General features: G+C 62.8%; 18 protein-coding genes. All 18 read right to left on the bottom strand.

Features of this window, described 5'->3' with window-relative positions; translation table 11 throughout:
* Window positions 1-285: 285 nt before the first annotated feature.
* The gene (locus F0185_RS20745) at window positions 286-1,425 is read right to left on the bottom strand and encodes an OmpA family protein (RefSeq protein WP_167227665.1); all 1,140 of its coding nucleotides are present in this window, start codon (window positions 1,423-1,425) and stop codon (window positions 286-288) included.
* A gap of 21 nt (window positions 1,426-1,446) precedes the next feature.
* Window positions 1,447-2,850, bottom strand: coding sequence for an ice-binding family protein (locus F0185_RS20750; RefSeq protein ID WP_167227667.1), 1,404 nt, complete (start codon window positions 2,848-2,850; stop codon window positions 1,447-1,449).
* A gap of 238 nt (window positions 2,851-3,088) precedes the next feature.
* Window positions 3,089-4,231 carry an OmpA family protein gene (locus F0185_RS20755; protein ID WP_167227669.1) on the bottom strand — a complete coding sequence of 381 codons (1,143 nt, stop codon included), beginning with the start codon at window positions 4,229-4,231 and terminating at the stop codon, window positions 3,089-3,091.
* Window positions 4,232-4,261: 30 nt separating this feature from the next.
* Window positions 4,262-5,656, bottom strand: a complete 1,395-nt coding sequence (locus tag F0185_RS20760; protein WP_167227671.1) for an ice-binding family protein — start codon at window positions 5,654-5,656, stop codon at window positions 4,262-4,264.
* Window positions 5,657-5,857: 201 nt separating this feature from the next.
* Window positions 5,858-6,997, bottom strand: a complete 1,140-nt coding sequence (locus F0185_RS35485) for an OmpA family protein (protein WP_167227673.1) — start codon at window positions 6,995-6,997, stop codon at window positions 5,858-5,860.
* A gap of 201 nt (window positions 6,998-7,198) precedes the next feature.
* Entirely contained in the window at window positions 7,199-7,702 is a 504-nt protein-coding gene (locus F0185_RS20770; protein ID WP_167227675.1) for an acyl-CoA thioesterase, read from the bottom strand.
* A 100-nt stretch (window positions 7,703-7,802) separates the two neighbouring features.
* Window positions 7,803-8,744, bottom strand: coding sequence for a LysR family transcriptional regulator (locus F0185_RS20775; RefSeq protein ID WP_167227678.1), 942 nt, complete (start codon window positions 8,742-8,744; stop codon window positions 7,803-7,805).
* A gap of 57 nt (window positions 8,745-8,801) precedes the next feature.
* Entirely contained in the window at window positions 8,802-9,755 is a 954-nt protein-coding gene (locus F0185_RS20780; protein ID WP_167227680.1) for a glycoside hydrolase family 43 protein, read from the bottom strand.
* A 97-nt stretch (window positions 9,756-9,852) separates the two neighbouring features.
* Window positions 9,853-10,815 carry a galactofuranose ABC transporter, permease protein YjfF gene (yjfF, locus tag F0185_RS20785; protein ID WP_167227682.1) on the bottom strand — a complete coding sequence of 321 codons (963 nt, stop codon included), beginning with the start codon at window positions 10,813-10,815 and terminating at the stop codon, window positions 9,853-9,855.
* Window positions 10,812-11,852, bottom strand: coding sequence for an ABC transporter permease (locus F0185_RS20790; protein WP_229477128.1), 1,041 nt, complete (start codon window positions 11,850-11,852; stop codon window positions 10,812-10,814). The genes yjfF and F0185_RS20790 overlap by 4 nt, the downstream gene beginning before the upstream one ends.
* The gene (locus F0185_RS20795) at window positions 11,852-13,378 is read right to left on the bottom strand and encodes a sugar ABC transporter ATP-binding protein (RefSeq protein WP_167227686.1); all 1,527 of its coding nucleotides are present in this window, start codon (window positions 13,376-13,378) and stop codon (window positions 11,852-11,854) included. The genes F0185_RS20790 and F0185_RS20795 overlap by 1 nt, the downstream gene beginning before the upstream one ends.
* 8 nt (window positions 13,379-13,386) lie before the next feature.
* Entirely contained in the window at window positions 13,387-14,346 is a 960-nt protein-coding gene (locus F0185_RS20800; protein WP_167227688.1) for an ABC transporter substrate-binding protein, read from the bottom strand.
* Window positions 14,347-14,586: 240 nt separating this feature from the next.
* Window positions 14,587-14,907: a DUF6805 domain-containing protein gene (locus F0185_RS20805; RefSeq protein ID WP_167227690.1), complete on the bottom strand. Its 321-nt coding sequence runs from the start codon at window positions 14,905-14,907 to the stop codon at window positions 14,587-14,589.
* A 90-nt stretch (window positions 14,908-14,997) separates the two neighbouring features.
* A complete protein-coding gene (locus F0185_RS20810; RefSeq protein ID WP_167227692.1) occupies window positions 14,998-16,011 on the bottom strand; it encodes an arabinan endo-1,5-alpha-L-arabinosidase in 1,014 nt (337 codons plus the stop codon).
* Between the two features lie 144 nt (window positions 16,012-16,155).
* Complete coding sequence (locus F0185_RS20815) at window positions 16,156-17,706, bottom strand: alpha-N-arabinofuranosidase (RefSeq protein ID WP_167227694.1); 1,551 nt, start codon at window positions 17,704-17,706, stop codon at window positions 16,156-16,158.
* Between the two features lie 37 nt (window positions 17,707-17,743).
* Window positions 17,744-18,511: an SDR family NAD(P)-dependent oxidoreductase gene (locus F0185_RS20820; RefSeq protein WP_167227695.1), complete on the bottom strand. Its 768-nt coding sequence runs from the start codon at window positions 18,509-18,511 to the stop codon at window positions 17,744-17,746.
* Between the two features lie 174 nt (window positions 18,512-18,685).
* Window positions 18,686-20,257: an aldehyde dehydrogenase (NADP(+)) gene (locus F0185_RS20825; protein WP_167227697.1), complete on the bottom strand. Its 1,572-nt coding sequence runs from the start codon at window positions 20,255-20,257 to the stop codon at window positions 18,686-18,688.
* Window positions 20,254-21,246, bottom strand: coding sequence for an AraD1 family protein (araD1, locus tag F0185_RS20830; protein ID WP_167227699.1), 993 nt, complete (start codon window positions 21,244-21,246; stop codon window positions 20,254-20,256). Before araD1 ends, F0185_RS20825 begins: the two co-directional genes overlap by 4 nt.
* Window positions 21,247-21,340 lie beyond the last annotated feature (94 nt).

The raw sequence follows: 21,340 nt of genomic DNA on the forward strand, positions 1-21,340 counted from the left end.
CCGCCTGCTACGCAATCTTGCAAAACGCGCGGAACAGTTGGGCATGACACTTACCCCGGCTACCGCATGAACAACACCATGGCCGGGAGGGGGCGGCGGTGTTGTTTCTTAAGAGACCTGACACCGGCGGGGGTGGGCGGGGGTGGGTGCCGTGTATTGTTGGGCCCGTGTCCGAATGTCAGACCTGACACCCGTGGGGCTGCCACACGAAAATTGATCGATAGAACGTAAAAAAACCGCCGGGCGCGCAGCCCGGCGGTTTTTTGCACAGCCAGCCGGATCGGCTTAGCGGCGCATGCCGACCACTTCCACCGTCACGCGGCGGTTCTTGGCGCGGCCTTCAGCGGTTTTGTTGTCGGCTACCGGCTGGGTTTCGCCCTTGCCTTCGGTGTACACGCGCGCGGCGTCGACGCCTTTCGATACCAGGTAGGTCTTCACCGACGCGGCGCGGCGCAGCGACAACTTCTCGTTGTACGCGTTGCTGCCGATCGAGTCGGTGTGGCCGACCGTGATCATGACGTCGGTATCCATGCCTTGCAGCTTGCCGAGCAACTCGTCGAGCGATGCCTTGCCCGCCGGACGCAGCACTGCGCTGTCGAAGGCAAACAGGGCTTCGGCCGAGAAGGTGGTTTTTTCCGACGTCGGCACCGGCTTGGCTGGCTCGACCGGCGGCTGGGCCGCCGCTGGCGCGACGGTTGGCACTACCGCCGGCGGCGGCGGTTCAACCGGGGCGGCAACCGGGCGGGCGGCCGGACGACCGATCTTGTAGACCAGGCCAACCGAGAACAGGTCGACATCGCCGCGGTTGCCCACGGCGTCGTTGACACGGTAACGCTCGACTTCGCCGCGCAAGGCCAGCGCTTCGCTGAACTTGTATTCCAGGCCGAAACCGGCCTTGGCGTTGAGCTTGCGCTCGCTCGGGCTCGGATTGGTCACCGCGAACAGGCGGTTGCCGTTAAAGCGCGTGGTCGCTTTGGCATAGTTCATGCCGGCGCGGCCGAACACCGAGAAACGCTGCGACAGCGGCACTTGCGCCACCAAGTCCAGGTTGGCGCCACGGAAACCGGCTTCGCCGTTGAGCGTGCCGTTCTGGGTGGTGGTCGACTTGAAGCCGAACTTGCCCAGGTCGAACAAGCCCGCTTCGACCGCGAAGTACTGGTTCAGCTGCTTGCCGACGTACAGCTTGTAGCCGACATCTTTTTCATCGGCCGTGAAGTTGGTCAGCGCGGCGCCGTTGGCGGTCAGGCTGCGGATCAGGCGCACGTCGTCGATATTGGCGCGCGACTGGCCGACATTGCCGCCCACGTACCAGGCGCTGTTAGCCCATTCCGGATTGATGAAGACGTCGTCCGCCGCCGTCGCCTGCCCGGCTACCAGGGCGCAACCGATGGCGCCCACAAGGCCGGCTTTTTTTGTGAATGTCATTGTATTCTCTCGAAAGTTTTTTTATTTGGTGATTTTGTTATTGAGCAGGACGACAGCCTTGCCGCTCAACAAACGACCGTTCAGGACCGACGCACCGTCGCCAACCTTGATGTCTTCGCCGCCGGCGAGGATGGTGCCCTGGAACGCGCTCTTGGCGCCCAGATTGGTTTCGCCGAAAGGAATCCAGAACACATTGTTGTGCGACGCGCCATTGGTCAGTTCGACGATCGAATTGGCAGCCGTGGTCAGGTTCGACTTGGCGCGGAAGATGTAAGCGCCGCTGCCGTTCAGGGTCAGCTTGCCGGTCAGGTTGATGGCGCCCGAGTAGCAGTACACGCCAGGTTTCAGCACCAGGCCGCCGAGGTCGATGCCGGTATCCGAAAGGACGGTGCAAGGACGGTTGTTACCATTGATAACGGCCACTTGCAGGTCCTCGAAAGGACGGCTCAGCTCGAAACCCGATTTGACGTTGATGTAACCGATCGCTTGCGGCGGTTCCACATTTTGCACAGGGCCGCCAACGTTACCTGTCACGAAGGTCGTGCCGCCGGCGTTGTTGGTAATGGTGGTGCGCGCCAACACGGCGAATTCGTTGATGCTGCCCAGGCCAATGCCGCCATCGCTCGGAAAGTCAACCACCGGTGGCGTGGTGACCGGCGGTACGGTCACTGGTGGCACCACGACTGGCGGCACCACGACTGGTGGAACGACGACAGGCGGCACCACGACGACCGGCGGCGGGTCGATGATCAGCGCAGGCGTGACAGTCAGCGCTGCGGTGGCGCTCTTGTCGCCGGAGCTGGCCGTGATCACGGCATTGCCGACGGCAACGCCGGTGGCGCTGCCCGATTGGGCGATGGTGGCAATTGCCGTGCTGCCCGAGACCCAGTTCACATTGTTCGTGATGACGGCGGTCGAGCTGTCGGAATAGGTGGCGATCGCGGTGTACTGCTGGCTGGCGCCGACACGGACGCTGGCGCTGGCCGGGGTCACCGACAGGCCGGTCAGGCTCACTACCACGGGTGGCGTGACGGGCGTCATGGCCTCGACGCGCAGGGTGGCGGCGCCGGTTTTAGCACCGAAAGCGGCAGTAATGGCTGCGCTGCCAGGGGTCAGGCCGGTAGCCAGGCCGCCCGCAGGGCTAACCTGGGCGATGGCCGGCGAGGCCGAGGCCCAGGTCGACAGGTTGGTCACGTTGCGCGAGGTACCGTCGGCGTAGCTGGCGGTGGCCAGGAATTGCTGGCTGGCGCCGACCAGAACGGTGGCCGTGGCCGGGGTGACGCTGACGCTGACCAATTCCGCAGCCGGCAGGCCCAGGATCGGATCACGGCCGTGGTCGCTGCTGCCGCCGCAGGCGGCAAGCACCGCCGCAGCCAGCAGGCCGGTTGTGCAGAGCAAAGTTCTTGTATATTTTTGGATGTTCATTAAAGCGTCCTTGGGAATGAAAATTTCTCGCCGTTACGAGGTGTATCCGACATGATTATCTTACGCACCGCGCTATTCTGTTCGATAGCGAACATAACGACTTAAAGATCGGCAACATTGTACTTAAATACAACGGAAATGTCCCGCCGACCTCCGTTCCCACCCAAGTTTGGGAAAGAACGGATGTCGGCGGGTTAAACCGGGGTCTGACCTCGGTTAAGAAATTGTTGCGGGTGAGTTACTTGTTGACGCTGCGGGTGCCGACCACTTCCACCGTCACGCGGCGGTTCTTGGCGCGCCCTTCGGCGGTTTTGTTGTCGGCGACCGGTTGCGTTTCACCCTTGCCTTCGGTGTAGACGCGCGAGGCTTCAACACCTTTCGAGACGATGTAGGCTTTGACCGCTTCAGCGCGGCGCAGCGACAGTTTCTGGTTGTAAGCGTCGGTACCGACCGAGTCGGTGTGGCCGACGGTGACCATGACTTCGGTGTTCATGCCTTGCAGCTTGTTGAGCAGATCGTCCAGTGCCGCTTTGCCTTCCGGCTTGACCACCGACTTGTCGAAGTCGAACAGCGCTTCGGCGGCAAACGAGACTTTTTCCGAGACGGCAACCGGCGCGGCCGGGGCCGGCTGGACGATGGCCGGCGCCGGCGTCACGCTCGGTGCGGCTGGCGCCATCGGCGCGACCGGGACCGGGCGGCTCGCCGCCGGGCGGCCGAGCTTGTACACAAGATTCAGCGACGCCATGTCGACATCGCCGCGATTGCCGACGGCGTCGTTGACGCGGTAGCGCTCGACTTCAGCGCGCAGCGCCAGCGCTTCGCTGAATTTGTATTCCAGCCCCAGCCCCGCCTTGGCATTGAGCTTGCGCTCGCTCGGATTGGGATTGGTCACCGCGAACAGGCGGTTGCCGCTGAAGTGGGTGCTGGCCTTGGCGTAGTTCATGCCGACCCGGCCCAGCACAGAGAAGCGATCGGACAGGGGCAACTGCCCCACCAGGTCCATGTTGACGCCGCGAAAACCCGCTTCGCCGACCAGCCTGCCATTTTGCGAGGTGGTGGCGTCGAAGCCGAACTTGCCCAGGTCGAAAAAGCCTGCCTCGATCGCAAAGTAGCGGTTCAGTTGCTTGCCGACGTACAGCTTGTAGGCCAGGTCGCGCTCGTCGACCTTGAAGGACGACAGGCTGGCGCCGTTGGCGGTCAGGCTGCGGGTCAGGCGTTCATTGTCGATGTTGGCGCGCGACTGGCCGATGCCGGCGCCAATGTACCAGGCGCTGTTGGCCCACTCCGGATTGACGAAGGGCTCGTCGGCCCGGGCGGCCTGGCTTGCCAGCAGGGCGCAGCCGATGACGCTCAGGGCGCCGATGTGTTTTGCTAATGTCATGATGTTCTTTCGGAAAAATGGAAGGTCGGCTTATTTGCTGATCTGATTATTGCGCAGGGTAACCGCGGCGCCGCTCAGCGTACGACCGCTCAGCAGGGTCGTGTTGTCACCGACGGTAATGGCGGCCGACTGGCTCAGGATCGATCCCTTGAAGACGCCGTTCGCGCCCAGGGTGGTCGGTCCGGCCGGGATCCAGTACACGCTGGAAGCCGAGGCGCCGCCGCTCAGTGCGACCACGGCGTTGGCCGTGCTGTTGAGCGTGGAGGCGGTGCGGAAGATGTACACGCCCGGACCGTTGAGCGTGAAGGTGCCGGTAATGCTGATGGCGCCTGCATAGCAATACACGCCGGGAGTGAGCACCAGGCCACCGAGATCGACACCCGAAGCCGAATTGACGGTACAGGTTTGACCGTTGGCGCTGGTGACCGCAATCTGCAAGTCTTCCAGCGCGCCGGCCAGGATCTGGCCCGAGCTGTAGTTGGCGTAACCGGCGGCCTGGACCGGCGCGGTGGTTTGCGACGGCGCGCCGACATCGCCGGTGACCAGGGTGGTGCCACCGGAATTATTGGTAATCGAGGTACCCGCGAGCACGGCAAAGTTGGCGGCGCGACCGAGACTGATGCCCGAGGTAGGCGGCACGACCGGTGGGACGGTTGGCACTTGCGGCACGCCGGGAGGTTCGATCGGACCGACAACAGGCGGCACCACGGGCGGCACAACCGGTGGCGTGATCGGTGGCGTGACCGGAATCACGGGTGGCACGGTGACATTGAGCACGGCGCCGCCGACCTGGCCGCCGCTGCTGGCGCTGATGGTGGTGCTGCCGGCTGCGACGCCGGTCGCCATGCCGGACGCCACGATGGTGCCGTTGGCAGTCGTGCCCGACGTCCAGGTCACCGAATTGGTGATGATGGCGGTCGATTTATCCGAGTAGTTGCCGATGGCGACAAATTGCTGGGTCGCACCGGGCGCGATGGTCGCGCTCGACGGCGTCACCGTGATCGACAACAGGGTCACCACGGGCGGCGGCGGCGGCAACGGGGTCGTCACGACCAGGGTGGCGGCGCCGCTTTTGCTGGAAAAGGTGGCGCTGATGGCGGCGCTGCCGGAACTGATGCCGGTGGCCAGGCCTTTGGCCGGGCTCACGCCGGCAATGCCGGGCGAGGCCGACAACCAGGCCGAGTCGGCCGTCACATCGCGCGACGAACCATCGGCGTAGGTGGCGGTAGCGGTGAACTGACGCGTCTCGGCGGTCAGCACGGTGGCGTTGGCTGGTGTGACGGCAACGCTGACCAGGTTGGCGGCGGCCTGGCCGAGAATCGGGTCACGCCCCTGGTCCCCGCCCCCGCCGCAGGCGGCGAGGAAAGAAACTGCGAGCAATCCGACGACGCACATGAGTGCCGTCGCGTGTTTTTTGATAGTCATTCTGGTTCCTTCGGGTGAGCTTGTAGCCGGAAAACAGCAACGTCAGTCACTATTGCCTTTTGTCATGCCCCGCTCCGTTCGCCACCGTACATAGCCTTTTTAATTGAGGAATATTCATTACTCCAACAACACACTCAGCCGTAAACGCAAAAAAGCCGCCGGCCCCAAGGGGCGCGGCGGCTTTTTTAGTGAGGCGAAGGATTACTTGGCGGTACGGGTACCGACCACTTCAACCGTCACGCGACGGTTTTTAGCGCGGCCTTCAGCCGATTTGTTGTCAGCAACTGGCTGGGACTCGCCCTTGCCTTCGGTGTAGACGCGCGACGTTTCAACACCTTTCGACACGATGTAAGCTTTGACAGCTTCAGCGCGGCGCAGCGACAGTTTCTGGTTGTAAGCATCCGAACCGACCGAATCGGTATGGCCAACGGTAACCATCACTTCGGTGTTCATGCCTTGCAGCTTGTTCAGCAGATCGTCCAGGGCTGCTTTGCCTTCTGGCTTGACAACCGATTTGTCGAAGTCGAACAGGGCTTCAGCAGCGAACGAGACTTTTTCCGACACTGGCACTGGGGCCGGCGCTGGTGCTGGCATTGGTGCTGGCGCCGGTGCTGGCGTCGCTTCCGGCATTGGTGCTGGCGCTGGTGCTGGCATTGGCGCCGATGCTGCCGGACGACCCAGTTTGTAGACCAGGTTCATCGAGTACAGCTTGGTGTTACCGTTGCTGCGCAGTGCGTCGTCGATGCGATAGTTTTCAGCTTCGGCGCGCAGGGCCAGCGCTTCGGTGAATTTGTATTCCAGGCCAACGCCGAATTTCGGGTTCAGCTTCTTCTCGCTCGACTTACCAGCGAACAGGCCAACAGCGCGGTTACCCGAGAATTGGGTGGTCGCTTTGGTGTAATGCATACCGGCACGGCCGTAGACCGAGAAACGCTCGCTCATCGGCACTTGTGCGATCAGGTCCAGGTTCACGCCTTTGTACTTCTGTTCAGCGTTCATGACGCCGCCCAGGTTGTTGCGGGTTTGGACGTTGAAGTTGCCCAGGTCAAAGAAACCAGCTTCTACTGCGAAGTAGCGGCTCAGTTGCTTACCAACGAACAATTTGTAACCAACGTCTTTTTCGTCGGTGCTCCACGAATTGACGAACCCGCCTTGACTGTTCAGGTTTTTGATCACTGGAGCCGCTTTGGTGTAGCTGCGCGACTGGCCGATACCAGCGCCGATGTAGGTCGCGGTATTTGCCCACTCTGGATTCACGAATTGGTCTTGTGCCGATGCTTGTGCTGCCAGCATGGCGAAACCGATTGCGCTCAGAGTACCGATTTTCTTAGTCAGGGTCATGTTGTATTCTCTCGTATGTGTGTTGCGGGCAGACTTGGCCTACCCGTTGGTTTATCGCTGATGTCGTTATCGCTAATGCCTTTGTGCTTAGCTCGGTATCCACTATTCCTTAATCACAACACAGGTTCGGTTCGGTAGCGAACATAACTGTTTGGAAACTGAAAAATTTTCACCGAAAAACCACAAAGTGTGGCGCTATTGTCACACAGCCGGGCTTGTTTCGGTGGCGAGCAACTCTTCTTCTTGTTCTTTGCGCAAGGCAGCCATGTGGATGGCGTACTGCTCGAAACGCTTGTCGTCCTCGTCGACCGGGGTCCAGGACGGCACCTTGACGGTGTCGCCGGCATTGTCGACCGCCACGAACACCACCAGGCAGCGCGTGGTGCGCTTGCGCGCACCGGTCTTCGGCTCGGTAGCCGAGACATCGATGGCGATATGCATGCTCGAGTTGCCTGTATGGACAATCATCGCCTTGACTTCGACGATCTGGCCGATGAAGATGGGTTTATAGAAGCGGATGCCGCCGATATACACGGTGACGCAGTAATAACCGCTCCAGCCGACCGCGCAGGCATAGCCGGCCTGGTCGATCCATTTCATCACGGCGCCGCCGTGGACTTTGCCGCCGAAGTTGACGTCGGTCGGCTCGGCCAGGAAACGCAGGGTGATCTCGCGCGGACGCGCGGGGGTAATGTCGTTGCTCATCCAAATACTCCCTAAAGAGATACATTCGTCGCTCCCGCGCAGGCGGGAGCCCAATTTCGTTGCGACCCAGCAGCAGCAAATGTAAGGTACGCCAGCCGCATCAAACCATTTCCTGCGCCGTCTCGCGCACCGCCTGCAACAGCAGCTCCGCGCCCGGCGACAGCAAATGGTCTTTCTGGCGAATGATACCGAAGGCATCCATCTTGCACGGCAACTCGATCGGCAGGATGCTCAGCACCTTGAGCGAGGCGTAATAGCGCGCCACCTCGACCGGCATCACATGCAGCGAATCGGTCTGCTGCAGCAGCGCCGTGATCAGGAGCAGCGCGGTGGTGTCGACCACGTTCACGGGAATGTCGAGCCCGGCGCGGCGGAACATCATGTCGAAGCGGTGCCGCAAGATGCTGCCGTGCGGCGGCAGGATCCAGGGCTGGTCGGCGATGTGCTTCAGTTCGAGCTGGTCGACGCCGAGCAGCGGATGGCCCACGCGCACGACCGCGCAGGCCGGCTCCTCGTTCAGTTCTTCGTAGATCAGGCCGGCGGAATTGTCTTTTTCGAGGATGCGCCCGATCATGAAGTCGAGCATGCCGTGCTGCAGCTTGTCGATCAGGATATTGCTCGTCTCCATATGCGCGCCGATCCGCAGCATCGGCGCCTGCTCCTTGATGCGCGCGATCGCGCGCGGCAGCAGCGCCATGGCGGGCGTCATGATCACGCCCACCTCGACCTGCCCGGCCAGCCCGGCTTTGAGGGCGACGATGTCGTCGTGCGCCAGCGCCAGGCTGGTCAGCGCCATGCGGGCGTGGCGCACCATGGTTTCGCCGAACATGGTGGGCTCCATGCCGCGCGGCAGGCGCTCGAACAGCTTAACGTCGAGCATCTCTTCCAGATCCTTGATCTGTTTCGACGCCGCCGGCTGGGTCATGTGCAGCGCCTCGGCGGCGCGGTGGATGTTGCGGTGGTCGTCGAGCGCGATCAGCAGCAGCAGCTGGCGCGTTTTCAGGCGCGCCTTCAAAAACCAGTTGGGGTTGAGTGTCTCCATCATTGAATCATACCCCTGATTGATATCGATATGCGTTGCAACATACCGATCTGGATATCATTGGCAGCCCGGCGACGGATTGGCGGCCGGCCCGCTGGCCGTCTGCGGCACGAACTTGATGCTGCCATCATGGTTGTAATGAAGTTCCTCGAGCGCCACCGAACGGCGGAATTCGCCGCCACCGGGCAATTTGGCGTTGTGATAGAACACATAGGACTTGCCGTTGAAGTCGATGATGGCCTGGTGAATCGTCTTGACCTTGTCGTTCTTGTCCATGATCACGCCTTTGAAGGTCCACGGACCGGCCGGGCTGGCGCTGGTGGCGTAGACCATCTCTTCGGGAAAAAAGCGCGAGTACGACAGGTAATACGTGGCGCCGCGCTTGTGCACGTACGGCGCTTCGGTGAAGGAATCGATCGCGAGGCTCATGATCGGGCCGTCCAGCTCGGTCATATTGGGCTTGAGTTTGGCGTATTTGAGCACCGTATTGCCCCAGTACAGCCAGGCCTGGCCATCGGTATCGATGAAGACACCCGGATCGATGTCGTCCCACAAAATGTCGGTGTGCTTGGTCATGTCGTTGCTGACCAAGGCGCTGCCGCGCGCGTCCACGAAGGGGCCGGTCGGGCTGTCGGACACGGCCACGCCGATCGCCTTGCCGGGAATGGTCTTGTGGTCGACCGTGGAATAGAAATAGTATTTGCCGTCGCGCTTGGTCACATCGCCGGCCCAGGCATCGCGCCCGGCCCATGTGAAGGTGGAAAACTGCAGCGGCGAACCGTGGTCTTTCCAGGTTTTCATGTCGCATGAGGAATACACGCGCCATTCATTCATGACGTAATCCTTGCCGTCCGCTGTCGCTTCATCGTGCCCGACGTACAGATACACGCGGCCCTTGTCGACCAGGGCGGCCGGGTCGGCCGTGAAGATATTGCTGATGATGGGGTTGGCGGCCGAAGCGATGCCCGTGGCGAAGCCGAGCGCGAGTGCGCCCAGTGCGTACTTGATCATTGTTGTCTCCTGTTGCTTGTCGTTAGAATGAGATCGGGCGACCCGCGCAGGGCGGCCCACGTCAGGGCGACCCGCGCAGGGCGGCCCGCGCAGGGTGTCAGCCCGCCGCGCGCCGCGCCGCGCCCATGGCCATCAGGCGCTGCACCACGCAGAAGATGAACAGCAAGGCGCCGATCACGATCTTGGTCCACCACGAGCTGAGCGTGCCGTCGAAGGCGATCAGGGTCTGGATCGTGCCCAGCACCAGCACGCCGGACAGCGCACCGGCCACGTAGCCATACCCGCCGCTGAGCAAGGTGCCGCCGATCACCACCGCCGCGATGGCGTCCAGCTCGGTGCCCTGCGCATGCAGGCCGTAGCCGGACAGCATGTAGAACGAAAACAGCACGCCCGCCAGCGCCGCGCAAAAGCCGCTGAAGGCGTACACCAGCACTTTGGTGCGCGCCACCGGCAAGCCCATCATCAGGGCCGATTGCTCGTTGCCGCCGATGGCATACACGCCGCGCCCGAAGGCGGTAAAGTGGCCCAGGAAAATGGCCAGCGCCAGCATCACCAGTGCAATGAGCGCGCTCGGAGACACAAAGCCGCCCAAAAAGCCGAGCTGGGTTTGCGACATGGCCAGGTACAGCGGATCTTCGATGGTGATCGAGTTAATGCTGATCAGGTAGCACAGGCCGCGCGCCAGGAACATGCCGGCCAGGGTCACGATGAACGGTTGCAGCTTGAAGTAATGAATCATGGCGCCCATGCCGCCGCCGAACAGCGCGCCCAGCAGCAGGACCAGGGCGATCACCGCCAGCGGCGGCCAGTGCGCCACTTGCAGCAGCCAGGCCGAGATCATGGTGGCCAGCGCCAGCACCGAGCCGACCGACAGGTCGATGCCGCCGGACAAAATCACAAAGCTCATGCCGATCGCCAGCACCAGCAGGAAGGCGTTATCGATCAGCAGATTCAGGATCACCTGGACCGACAGCAAGCCCGGATACACGGCGCCGCCGATGCCGAGCATGGCCAGCAGCAGGACGACCGTGACCAGCGGCGTAAAGTAAGGCGACTTCATGCAGTCCTCGCACGCGAAAACAATTGTTTGAACTCCGCCGATTGCGACAGGCAAACGAGGAACACGACCACCGACTTGACCACCATGTTCACTTCCGGCGGCACGCCGAGCGAGTAGATGGTGTAAGTTAAGGTCTGGATGATGAGCGCGCCGATCACGCTGCCGACCAGGCTGAACTTGCCGCCGGCGAGCGAGGTGCCGCCCAGGGTGACGGCCAGGATGGCGTCGAGTTCGAGCAGCAGGCCGGCATTATTGGCGTCGGCGCTTTTGATATTCGAGCTGATCATCAGCCCGGCCAGGCCGGCGCAGGCGGCGCAAAACACGTACACGAAGATCATCAGCGAGGCCGTCTTCAGGCCCGCCAGGCGCGCCGCCACCGGGTTGATGCCGACCGCCTGGATGAACAGGCCGAGCGCGGTCTTGCGCATCATCAGCGCGATGACCGCGAACACCAGCGCCACCACGGTCAGCGAAAACGGCAGGCCGGCAAAATAGCCGCCGCCGAGGAAAAAGAAGGGTTCGTAGTAGACCGTGACGATCTGTCCATCGGTGAGCAACTGCGCCAGTCCCCGGCCCGCCACCATCAGGATCAGGGTGGCGACGATCGGCTGCAAACCCAGCGCCGAGACCAGCACCCCGTTCCACAGCCCGCACAGGAGGGCCGCGCCGATGGCGGCCGCCATGGCCCAGACCAGCGGCGTTTCGGCTTGCGGACCGCCGCCGATCAGCATGGCCGCCACCGTGCCCGACAGCGCCACCACCGCGCCCACCGAAATATCGATGCCGCGCGTGGCGATCACCAGGGTCATGCCGAGCGCGGCCAGCATGAGCGGGGCGGCGCGGTTGACGATGTCGATCAGGCTGCCGTACAGGTGGCCATCCTTGATGGAGACGTGAAAGAAACCGGGGATGGCGACCAGGTCGATCAACAGCAGCACCGCCAGCGCCGCCAGCGGGCGCAACAGCGGATGGCGCAGCAGCGACGCCAGCGCCGGCGTGGCGTTTTCTTTTGCGGCGGCCTGGACCGGTGCGGCCATCATGCCGCTTCCCCGGCGATCACTTGCAGCACGGACGTGTCGTCCAGTTCGCCGCGCTGGTATTCGCCGCAGGCCTTGCGATCACGTAGGACGACCAGGCGGTCGCTACAGCGCAAAACTTCGGGGAGTTCGGAGGAGATGAACAGAATTGCCATCCCTTTACGACAAAGTCCACTCACGTAATCCATGATTTCCTGTTTGGCGCGCACGTCGATGCCGCGCGTTGGTTCGTCGAGGATCAGCATCGCCGGCTTGGTTACCAGCCAGCGCGCCAGCAGCACTTTCTGCTGGTTGCCGCCCGACAGAGAACCAATCGGCGTGTCGATATCGGCCGTTTTAATGCCCAGCCACTTCACATAATCGCGCGCCAGCGCCTCTTGTTGATGCAGCGGAATGGCGCGCAGCATGCCGGCGCGCGCCTGCAAGGCCAACATCATGTTTTCGCGTACCGACAGCTCGAGAATGGCGCCTTCGTGCTTGCGGTCTTCGGAGCAAAAGCCGATGCCCGCTTCGATGGCGTCGCGCGGCGAAGCGAAGGGGTGGCTGCGCTCGCCGATGCGCAGCGTTCCGCTGTCGGCCTTGTCGGCCCCGAACAGCAGGCGCGCCGCTTCGGTGCGGCCGGAACCGAGCAGTCCGCACAGGCCCAGCATTTCGCCGGCGCGGATATCCAGGTCGAGCGGCGCCAGCGCGCCCTTGCGTCCCAGGCCACGCGCTTGCATCAGGACGGCTGGCGGTTCCTGGGCGGCGCCAGGATGCACCAGCTCGGCCGGATGCTCGCTGGCGTCGGGCGCACCGACCATCTTGTTCACCAGCGCCAGGCGCGACAGCTCGGCGCAGGCGTACTCGCCCTCGCGCTCGCCGTTGCGCATGACGGTGATGCGGTCCGAAATCGCGTAGGTCTGGTCCAGGAAATGGGTCACGAACAGGATCGCCATGCCCTGGTCGCGCAGTTTGCGCAGCACACGGAACAGCAACTGCACTTCGGCTTCGTCGAGGCTGGAGGTTGGCTCGTCGAGAATCAACACCCGCGCGGAAATATTGAGCGCGCGCGAAATCGCCACCATCTGCCGGATCGCCAGCGGAAAGCTGGACAACTGGGCGCGCACGTCGATGCGCACTTCCAGCTGTTCCAGCAGCCTGGCCGCCTGCGCGCGCATGCCGCCCCAGTCCACCATGCCGAACTTGCGCGGATAGCGGCCGATGAAGATATTCTCGGCCACCGACAGGTTCGGGCACAGATTGACTTCCTGGTACACCGTGCTGATGCCCAGGCGCTGCGCATCCTGGGTCGAGCCGGGGCGGATTTCCCGCCCTTCCATGACAATGGTGCCGCTGTCGGGCGCGTACACGCCGGTCAGCACCTTGATCAAGGTGGACTTGCCGGCGCCGTTCTGGCCCATCAGGGTGTGGATTTGCCCCGCATACAGGGTCAGGCCCACATCGCTGAGCGCCTTCACGCCGGGAAACTGCTTGCTGATGCCGTGCAGCTCCAGCACCGGAGCGGCGGCGTTCGGTGCCTTGATCATGGCCGGGCCTAGTATTTGCGGTTCGGCAGTTCCTTGGCAGCCACTTCAGCCGGGAACACGCCCTCGACCGTTGTGATGCGCTTCGGCACAGGTTTACCGGCCACGACATCGCGCGCGATCGACATCAGTTGCGGCCCGAGCAGCGGGCTGCACTCGACGGTGACGTTCATCTTGCCGGCGATCATAGCCTGGAACGCGCCTTTGACGCCGTCGATCGAAATGACGAGGATATCGACGCCCGGTTTCAGGCCGGCTTCTTCGATGGCCTGGATGGCGCCGATGGCCATGTCGTCGTTATGCGCGTAGAGCACCTGGATATCCTTGCCCTGCGCCTTGAGGAAGGCTTCCATCACTTCCTTGCCCTTGGCGCGGGTAAAGTCGCCGGTCTGGGAACGGGTGATTTTCAGCTTGGGATTGGCGGCGATGACTTCGGCAAAGCCGTTCTTGCGGTCGATGGCCGGTGCGGAGCCGACGGTTCCCTGCAATTCAACGATGTTGAAGGTACGATCGGGCGTTTTGGCGGCACGTTCGACCAGCCAGCGAGCGGCGCGGCGGCCTTCTTCCACGAAATCGGAACCGATGAAAGCGGCGTACAGGGTCGGATCGGTGACGTTGACAGCACGATCGGTGAGGATGACCGGGATTTTGGCGGCTTTGGCTTCGCGCAGCACGGTTTCCCAACCGGATTCAACGACCGGCGAGAAGGCGATGACATCGACGCGCTGGGCAATGAAGGAGCGGATCGCCTTGACCTGGTTTTCCTGGCGCTGCTGGGCGTCGGCAAATTTGAGGTTGACGCCTTCCTTCTTGGCCGCGTCCTTGATCGAAATGGTGTTGGCGGTGCGCCATTCGCTTTCGGCGCCGACCTGGGAAAAGCCGATGGTCAGCGGTTTGGCGGCCAGCGCCGGGAAAGCGGCGAAAGCGCCGAGCAATGCGGTGGCCAGAACGGCCCTGCGGGTGATGTTCATGTTTGTCTCCTGTTTATTAGGGGGTGGAATTCGGGACTCCTTTTTATTGCCCTATCTTATGAGAAAGTCACATAGTCATCCAATCAATTTTTTGATCGATGTGATATCGAAATTGGTATCGACTTGGAGCGTTACTTTCACCGCCGTCGTTCCCGCGCAGGCGGGAATCCCAGTTTGTCGAACCGTTGGTGGCTACTCCACGAACTTGGGTTCCCGCCTGCGCGGGAACGACGGGGTGGATCAAAGGCTTCGCAATAAGCGGACGCCATACAACCCTCCAGCCAACGAACCGGGCTTTGCAACAAACTTCACGACCAGCTTGCCGCCTGAGACAGCCACGATGGACTTCGGAATCGCAACATCGCGCGTGTATATTTCCTGTCCCGGAGACGCCTCGAGGTCAAGCGATGCAACCGTCTCGCCATTGACCAGTACATCGAACTTGCGCCCGGCGTCGAGGGCAGATATTCCACCGTGCTCGCTGCGCAGCATGGTGTGCATCTGTTCGGGTGTCAGCGCGGCGATGAGCTTCAAGGCCCAGTCCGACAGTGCGATCAGCATGCTGCGTGCGTCGTCGTTGCAGGCGTAGCGACAGGCATCGCGCAAGCCGCCATCAGCGCCGCCGCCAGGAAATGTCGTTTCATGACCGCCTTATTGTTGCTTGCTCTGGTAGCGATTCAAGTCTTGCGGGTCGACTGTGGGCCAGCCGTCCTTGTCCCACTTGATGTCGAGAATCTTGAGCTTTTGCAGGTAGTTGTCGGCGGTTTCGTAGGCATGCATGACCAGCAAGTCCTTGCCGTCGATGGTGTAGGCGCTGTTGTGGCCGACGCCTTTCCATTGCGCGTTGCCGTCGATGAGCAAGGAGCCGCCGCCCCTGGCCATGTCCTTGCCGCTGCGGTCGAGGTAGGGGCCGGTGACCTGTTTCGAGCGGCCCATGACCACGTGGTAAGTGCTCGCTTCCTTTTTGCAGCACAGGCCCCAGGAGACGAACAGGTAATAGTAGCCGTTCTTTTTGAGGATGTGCGGGGCTTCGATTTCGGCCGGGCCGGCTTCTTCCTCGGGCACGCCGGCCGGGCGCGTGCGCTGGGCGATGGTGTGCCAGGCTTGCGGCTCGGCCAGGCGCGTGCGCGAGGCGTCCAGCTTGACCATCTTGATGCCGCTCCAGAACGAGCCGAACGACATCCAGGGCGTGCCGCTGCTGTCGTCGACGATGTTGGGGTCGATGGCGTTCCAGTTGTCGCGGCCGGGGATCGATTGCAGGACCATGCCCTGGTCTTGCCATTGGTAGTTAGCGGCGCGCGGGTTCAGGGTGGCGTTGGTGGTCACGCCGATACCGGAGGTGTTTTTGCCGAAGCCGGAGACGGAATAGTAGAGGTAGTATTTGCCGTCGTGGAAATAGACATCCGGCGCCCAGATGTGGTCGTTGAAGCTGGGGGCGGCCTGTTTGGCCCAGGTGGGTTGGCCCGGGAAGACGCGGCCTTCTTCCTTCCAGTTGCGCATGTCTGGCGAACTGTAGAAGGTGATGCCGGGGCCGGTGCTGAACAGGTAGAAGGTATTGCCTTCCTTGGCCATGACGGGGTCGTGGACGCTGACTTGTTTGGCATGGGCGGCGGTGGTGAAGAGCAGGCTGGCGGCGCAGAGAAGAGATGGGATCAGTGACTGCATAGTAATCTCCGAATGAACAACTTCCCGTCGTTCCCGCGCAGGCGGGAACCCAAGTTAGTACCGTAGTCACAGGCGGCGCTACGTACTTGGGTTCCCGCCTGCGCGGGAACGACGAGGTTTGAGACTGAGGGAAAAGGAAGCTGGTTACCCTTCCAGCGCCACCACCACAACCGCTTTCGCCGGCACCGTCACCGTCAGTTTACCGCCACTCGCCTTGGCACTGAACGGCGCCGGTTTGATGGCCTGCGGGTTCTGGAAGGTGTTGTGCGCGTCCATGGCTGTTGCCGTCAGCACGCGGCCAGTCGCCGCAGCCAATTGTTTACCCGACACATTCACCACCACATCAGCCGGCTTGCCCGGATTGGTGTTGACCAGCGACAGATACAGCTTGCCATCCTTGGCGCGCGCCGCCGATGCGCTGATACCCGGAATGGTGGTCTCGCCCAAGGTGTACGCCGTATCGTCCACCACCGTCACCGGCAACGAGGTCGCGTCCTGGAACGGCACATACATGTGGAAGGCGTGATAGGTCGGGGTCAGGAGCATCTTGTCCTTTTCCGTCAGAATCATGGCCTGCAGCACATTGACCATCTGCGCAATATTGGTCATGTGAACGCGGTCGGCGTGCTGGTGGAAAATGTTGAAGTTGAGCGCAGCCACCACCGCATCGCGCAAGGTGTTCTGCTGGTACAGGAAGCCGGGCGTGGTGCCGGTTTCCACGTCGTACCAGGTGCCCCACTCATCCACGTACAAGCCGATTTTCTTCTCCGGATCATTCTTGTCCAGCACGGCGATGTTGTTCTTGATCATCGAATCGATTTTCAAGGTATTCGCCAGGGTCGAGATCCAGTGTGGCTCGGCAAAGCCGGTGGCTGCGCCCTTGCCTTCCCACTTGCCGGTCGGGATGGTGTAGTAGTGGAAGCTGATGGCCGAGGTCTGCCCCTTGGCGTTCTTGCTGATCACATCGGTCCATTTGGTGTCATGATCGTTGCCGCCGCTGGCGATCATCAGGGGCCGGCTTTCCTTCGGCGCCTTGAGCATCGTTTCGTAATTCTTGTACAGATTGGTGTAGTGCTCAGGCGTCATGTTGCCGCCGCAACCCCAGGCCTCGTTGCCGATGGCGAAGTACGCGACCTTGAACGGCTTCTCGTGCCCATTCTTGCGGCGCAGGTTGGCCAGGCTCGATTTGCTGTCAGAGGTCATGTATTCGACCCAGTCCGCCATTTCCTGCACGGTGCCGGAACCGAGATTACCGTTGACGTAGGCGTCGGCGCCCAGCAGGTCGACCAGATCGAAGAATTCGTGGGTGCCAACGGCGTTGCTCTCTTCCACCCCGCCCCAGTTGGTGTTGACCTTGACCGGACGCTTGGCGCGCGGGCCGACGCCGTCTTTCCAGTGGTATTCATCGGCGAAGCAGCCGCCCGGCCAGCGCACCAGCGGCACGTGCAGTTGTTTCAAGGCGCCGATGACGTCGTTGCGCCAGCCTTTGGTGTTGGGGATGTTGGAACTGGTGCCGACGTACATGCCTTCGTAGATGCCGGTGCCGAGGTGTTCGGCGAACTGGCCGTAGACATTCTTGTTGATGACCGGACCGGGCTTGCCGGCGTCGATGGTCACGTTGACCGCGGCGAACGCCGGCCACGCGCTGACGGTCACCAGGCTGATGGCGGCGATGCTGCGTTTGATGATGTGCATGTTTGTCTCCTGAATCTTTTTTATTGTAGGTAGTGTCTTAAATCCAGCCGGCATCGACTACGAAATCCTGGCCGGTGCACATGGCGCTGTCGTCCGAGGCGAGGAACAGGATCATGGCCGCGACGTCGTCGGGCATCAGCGGGCCGGGCAGGCATTGGTTGCGCTTGATGTCGGCCTTGCCGGCTTCATCGACCCACAGGTCGAGCTGGCGCTGGGTCATGACCCAGCCGGGCGTGACTGTGTTGACGCGGATGCCATGGGCGCCGAAGTCGCGCGCCAGGCCGCGCGTGAGGCCGACGGTGGCCGCCTTGGTGGCGGTGTAGACCGGGTAGCCGCCGTTCTTGGCGTGCCAGGACATGGAGCCGACGTTGATGATCGAGCCGGCGCCCTTTTTCTTCATGCCGGCCAGGACCGACTGGCAGGTGAAGAACATGGGGCGCTGGTTGATGGCGATGCGCTGGTCGTAGAACGCGACGCTGACGTCTTCGGTCTGGTGGCGCTGGTCGTTGGCGGCGTTGTTGACCAGGATGTCGAAATCGCCCAGTTGCGCGGCCAGTTCGGCCATGGTCGCTTGCAGGGCAGGGATATCGGTGATGTCGCAGTGGCGAAACAGCGGTGCGGGGGCGCCGGATTCGGCCACGCGCAGGCACAGCGCTTCGCTGGCGTCGCGCACGATGTCGACAAAGGCGACCTGCGCGCCCTGGGCGGCGAAGGACGCGACCAGCGACTCGCCGATGCCGGTGCCGCCGCCGGTGATGAAGACCCGCTTGCCTGAGAGGCTTGGGTAGGTGGCTGATTTTTTCATGGTGTCTCCAACGTTTTTATGTCGTCGTCCCCGCGATTTCCACCGTCGTTCCCGCGTAGGCGGGAACCCAAGTTCGTTGACCAGCCTATTGCTACGGTGCGAACTTGGATCCCCGCCTGCGCGGGGATGACGGAGCTGGATTTAGCGGGAGCGCCTGCGCGAGGGCTACGCTGCTTAATCCTTCGTCAGCGCCCCATCCCGGCGGCGCCATACGCCCGCATTGACATCGCGCAGCACTTCCGGCAGCAAACCCTGCGCCAGGTTCTGGTAGCACACCGGCCGCAAAAAGCGCTGGATCGCCGCCGTGCCCACCGAGCTGCTGCGCCCGTCCGACGTGGCCGGGAACGGTCCGCCATGCACCATTGCGGTCGATACTTCCACGCCGGTCGGCATGCCATTGGCCAGAATCCGCCCCACCTTGCGCTCGAGCACAGGCAGCAAGGCACGCACCAGTTCGGTATCGCCCTCGTCCATCTGCACGGTCGCGGTCAGCTGCCCTTCCAGGCCCTCGGTAATGGCGCGCATTTCTTCAACGCTGTCGCACGCGACCAGCAGCGACGCCGGTCCGAAAATTTCGCCATGCAGCGCCTGTTCGCCCAGGAAGGCCTTGCCGCTGGTGCGGAACAGCGCGGGGCCGCCCTTGCCTTCCGCGTGCGTCGCTTCTTTCAAGGAATCGACCGCCTCATGCTGCGCCAGCTTGTGCACGCCGCTCTGGTACGCCGAGGCGATGCCCGCCGTCAGCATCGTCCCGGCGTCGATACCCGATAAGGCCTGCGCTGCCTTCTCCGCAAAACGGTCGAAATCCGGCCCTTTCAAACCCAGCACGAGGCCGGGATTGGTGCAGAACTGGCCGACGCCCATGGTCATCGATCCGGCAAAGGCGGTGGCGATCTGCTCGCCGCGCGCGGCCAGCGCCGCTGGCATCAGGTAAAACGGATTGATGCTGCTCATTTCCGCATACACGGGAATCGGCTGCGCACGCGCGGCGGCCACGGCCATCAGCGCTTGTCCGCCCGAACGCGAGCCGGTAAAACCAACCGCCTTGATAGACGGATGCGCCACCAGGCCCTGGCCGATGCCGTTGCCGGTGCCCGTCAACAGGGCGAACACGCCTGCCGGCAACTTGCACAGTGCAATCGCCTTGACCACGGCGCGCGCCACCAGCTCGGACGTGCCGGGATGGGCGGAGTGGGCTTTCAGCACGACCGGGCAGCCGGCGGCCAGCGCGGCGGCGGTATCGCCACCGGCAACCGAAAACGCCAGCGGGAAGTTACTTGCCGCGAACACGGCAACGGGACCGAGGCCGATCATGCGCAGGCGCAGGTCGGGACGCGGCAGCGGCTGGCGCTCCGGCAAGGCGCTGTCGATCCGCACATCGGCCCACGACCCTTCGCGCAGCAGGTCGGCGAACAGTTTCAGCTGGCCCATGGTGCGGCCGCGCTCGCCTTCGAGACGGGCGCGCGGCAGGCCGGATTCGGTCATCGCACGCACGATCAGTTCGTCACCGAGTTCCAGGATCTGGGCCGCGATGGTTTCCAGGAAGGTCGCGCGGGCCTCGTTGCTGGTCGCGCGGAAGGGATCGAAGGCCGCTTCCGCCAGGCGACACGCTTCGTCGATCTGGGCGGCGTCGACCATGTGGAAGGACGGTTCGATCGGCTCGCGCGTGGACGGGTCGAACGCCTGGAAGGAGCCGCCGTTGCCGCGGACTGCGTGTCCGCCGATCAGTGCTTCACCGGTAATGGTCATAAAGCGTTCACTTTCGTAAAGGTGGATTGCTGACGGTCGAGGCGGTTGCGCAGGGCCGGGCCGAACACCGGAGATTCGATCTCGAACGTTTCGCCGGCCAGGACCGTGATGTTGTCGGCCACGCTCAGGGTGGCGGTGCCGAAGAAATGGATGTGGACGTCGCCGGCGCGGTTGAACAGGCCGTACTTGAAGTGGTGGTATTCCAGGTTGGCGATGGAGTGCGACATATTCTGCTCGCCGCTGACAAACGCCTTTTCCCAGCGCACGGCGCCATCGGCGGCGATGATGCGCGAGGTGCCGGCCACGTGGGCGGGCAGTTCGCCCACCAGCAGCGCCGGGCCGAGGCCACAATTGCGCAGCTTGGAGTGGGCCAGGTACAGGTAATTCTGGCGCTCGGTCACGTGGTCCGAGAACTCGTTGCCGATGGCGTAGCCGAGGCGGTGCGGCTGGCCGTCGTCGCCGATCAGGTACAGGCCGGCGATTTCGGGCTCTTCGCCGCCATCGAGGGCGAACTCGGGCATCTGCAAGGGCTGGCCGCTGGCGCGCACCACCGAGCCGTCGCCCTTGTAGAACCATTCCGGCTGCACGCCGCGCGCGCCGGCGGTGGGCTTGCCGCCTTCCACGCCCATGCGGAACATTTTCATGCTGTCGCTCAGGGTCTCGACGTCGCCGCCGATTTTCTTGTGCATGGCGTCGCGCGTATCGGCGCTGCCGAGGTGGGTGAGGCCGGTGCCGGTGACGTAGCAGTGAGCGGCATCGAGATGGTCGAGCGGCGCCAGCAGGCGGCCGGCGCTCGCCACGGCTTCGTAGGAATGGGTTTCCGCGCCGATGGCGGCGCTGGCCAGCTCGGCCAGCCTGGTCTTGCCGGCAATGGCTTGTTGCGCCAGGGCGTAGGTGCTGGCGTAGCCGTCGACGACGCGCAGTTGGTCTTGCTCAAGCACGGCAACGCGGCGGGCGCCGGCTTCATTGGTAAATTGGACGAGTAACATGGTTTGTCTCCGTGTACATCAGCGGTGTCAGGTCTGACATTCGGACACGGGCTCATCGGCAAAGCCGATGAGCCCGTGTCCGAATGTCAGACCT

The organism is Massilia rubra (assembly GCF_011682065.1).
Lineage (GTDB): Bacteria > Pseudomonadota > Gammaproteobacteria > Burkholderiales > Burkholderiaceae_D > Telluria_A > Telluria_A rubra.

Coding starts and splice junctions, on each gene's coding strand:
- F0185_RS20745 (WP_167227665.1), bottom strand. CDS start 1,425: ATGACATTCACAAAAAAAGCCGGCCTTGTGGGCGCCATCGGTTGCGCC.
- F0185_RS20750 (WP_167227667.1), bottom strand. CDS start 2,850: ATGAACATCCAAAAATATACAAGAACTTTGCTCTGCACAACCGGCCTG.
- F0185_RS20755 (WP_167227669.1), bottom strand. CDS start 4,231: ATGACATTAGCAAAACACATCGGCGCCCTGAGCGTCATCGGCTGCGCC.
- F0185_RS20760 (WP_167227671.1), bottom strand. CDS start 5,656: ATGACTATCAAAAAACACGCGACGGCACTCATGTGCGTCGTCGGATTG.
- F0185_RS35485 (WP_167227673.1), bottom strand. CDS start 6,997: ATGACCCTGACTAAGAAAATCGGTACTCTGAGCGCAATCGGTTTCGCC.
- F0185_RS20770 (WP_167227675.1), bottom strand. CDS start 7,702: ATGAGCAACGACATTACCCCCGCGCGTCCGCGCGAGATCACCCTGCGT.
- F0185_RS20775 (WP_167227678.1), bottom strand. CDS start 8,744: ATGGAGACACTCAACCCCAACTGGTTTTTGAAGGCGCGCCTGAAAACG.
- F0185_RS20780 (WP_167227680.1), bottom strand. CDS start 9,755: ATGATCAAGTACGCACTGGGCGCACTCGCGCTCGGCTTCGCCACGGGC.
- yjfF (WP_167227682.1), bottom strand. CDS start 10,815: ATGAAGTCGCCTTACTTTACGCCGCTGGTCACGGTCGTCCTGCTGCTG.
- F0185_RS20790 (WP_229477128.1), bottom strand. CDS start 11,852: ATGGCCGCACCGGTCCAGGCCGCCGCAAAAGAAAACGCCACGCCGGCG.
- F0185_RS20795 (WP_167227686.1), bottom strand. CDS start 13,378: ATGATCAAGGCACCGAACGCCGCCGCTCCGGTGCTGGAGCTGCACGGC.
- F0185_RS20800 (WP_167227688.1), bottom strand. CDS start 14,346: ATGAACATCACCCGCAGGGCCGTTCTGGCCACCGCATTGCTCGGCGCT.
- F0185_RS20805 (WP_167227690.1), bottom strand. CDS start 14,907: ATGCTGATCGCACTGTCGGACTGGGCCTTGAAGCTCATCGCCGCGCTG.
- F0185_RS20810 (WP_167227692.1), bottom strand. CDS start 16,011: ATGCAGTCACTGATCCCATCTCTTCTCTGCGCCGCCAGCCTGCTCTTC.
- F0185_RS20815 (WP_167227694.1), bottom strand. CDS start 17,706: ATGCACATCATCAAACGCAGCATCGCCGCCATCAGCCTGGTGACCGTC.
- F0185_RS20820 (WP_167227695.1), bottom strand. CDS start 18,511: ATGAAAAAATCAGCCACCTACCCAAGCCTCTCAGGCAAGCGGGTCTTC.
- F0185_RS20825 (WP_167227697.1), bottom strand. CDS start 20,257: ATGACCATTACCGGTGAAGCACTGATCGGCGGACACGCAGTCCGCGGC.
- araD1 (WP_167227699.1), bottom strand. CDS start 21,246: ATGTTACTCGTCCAATTTACCAATGAAGCCGGCGCCCGCCGCGTTGCC.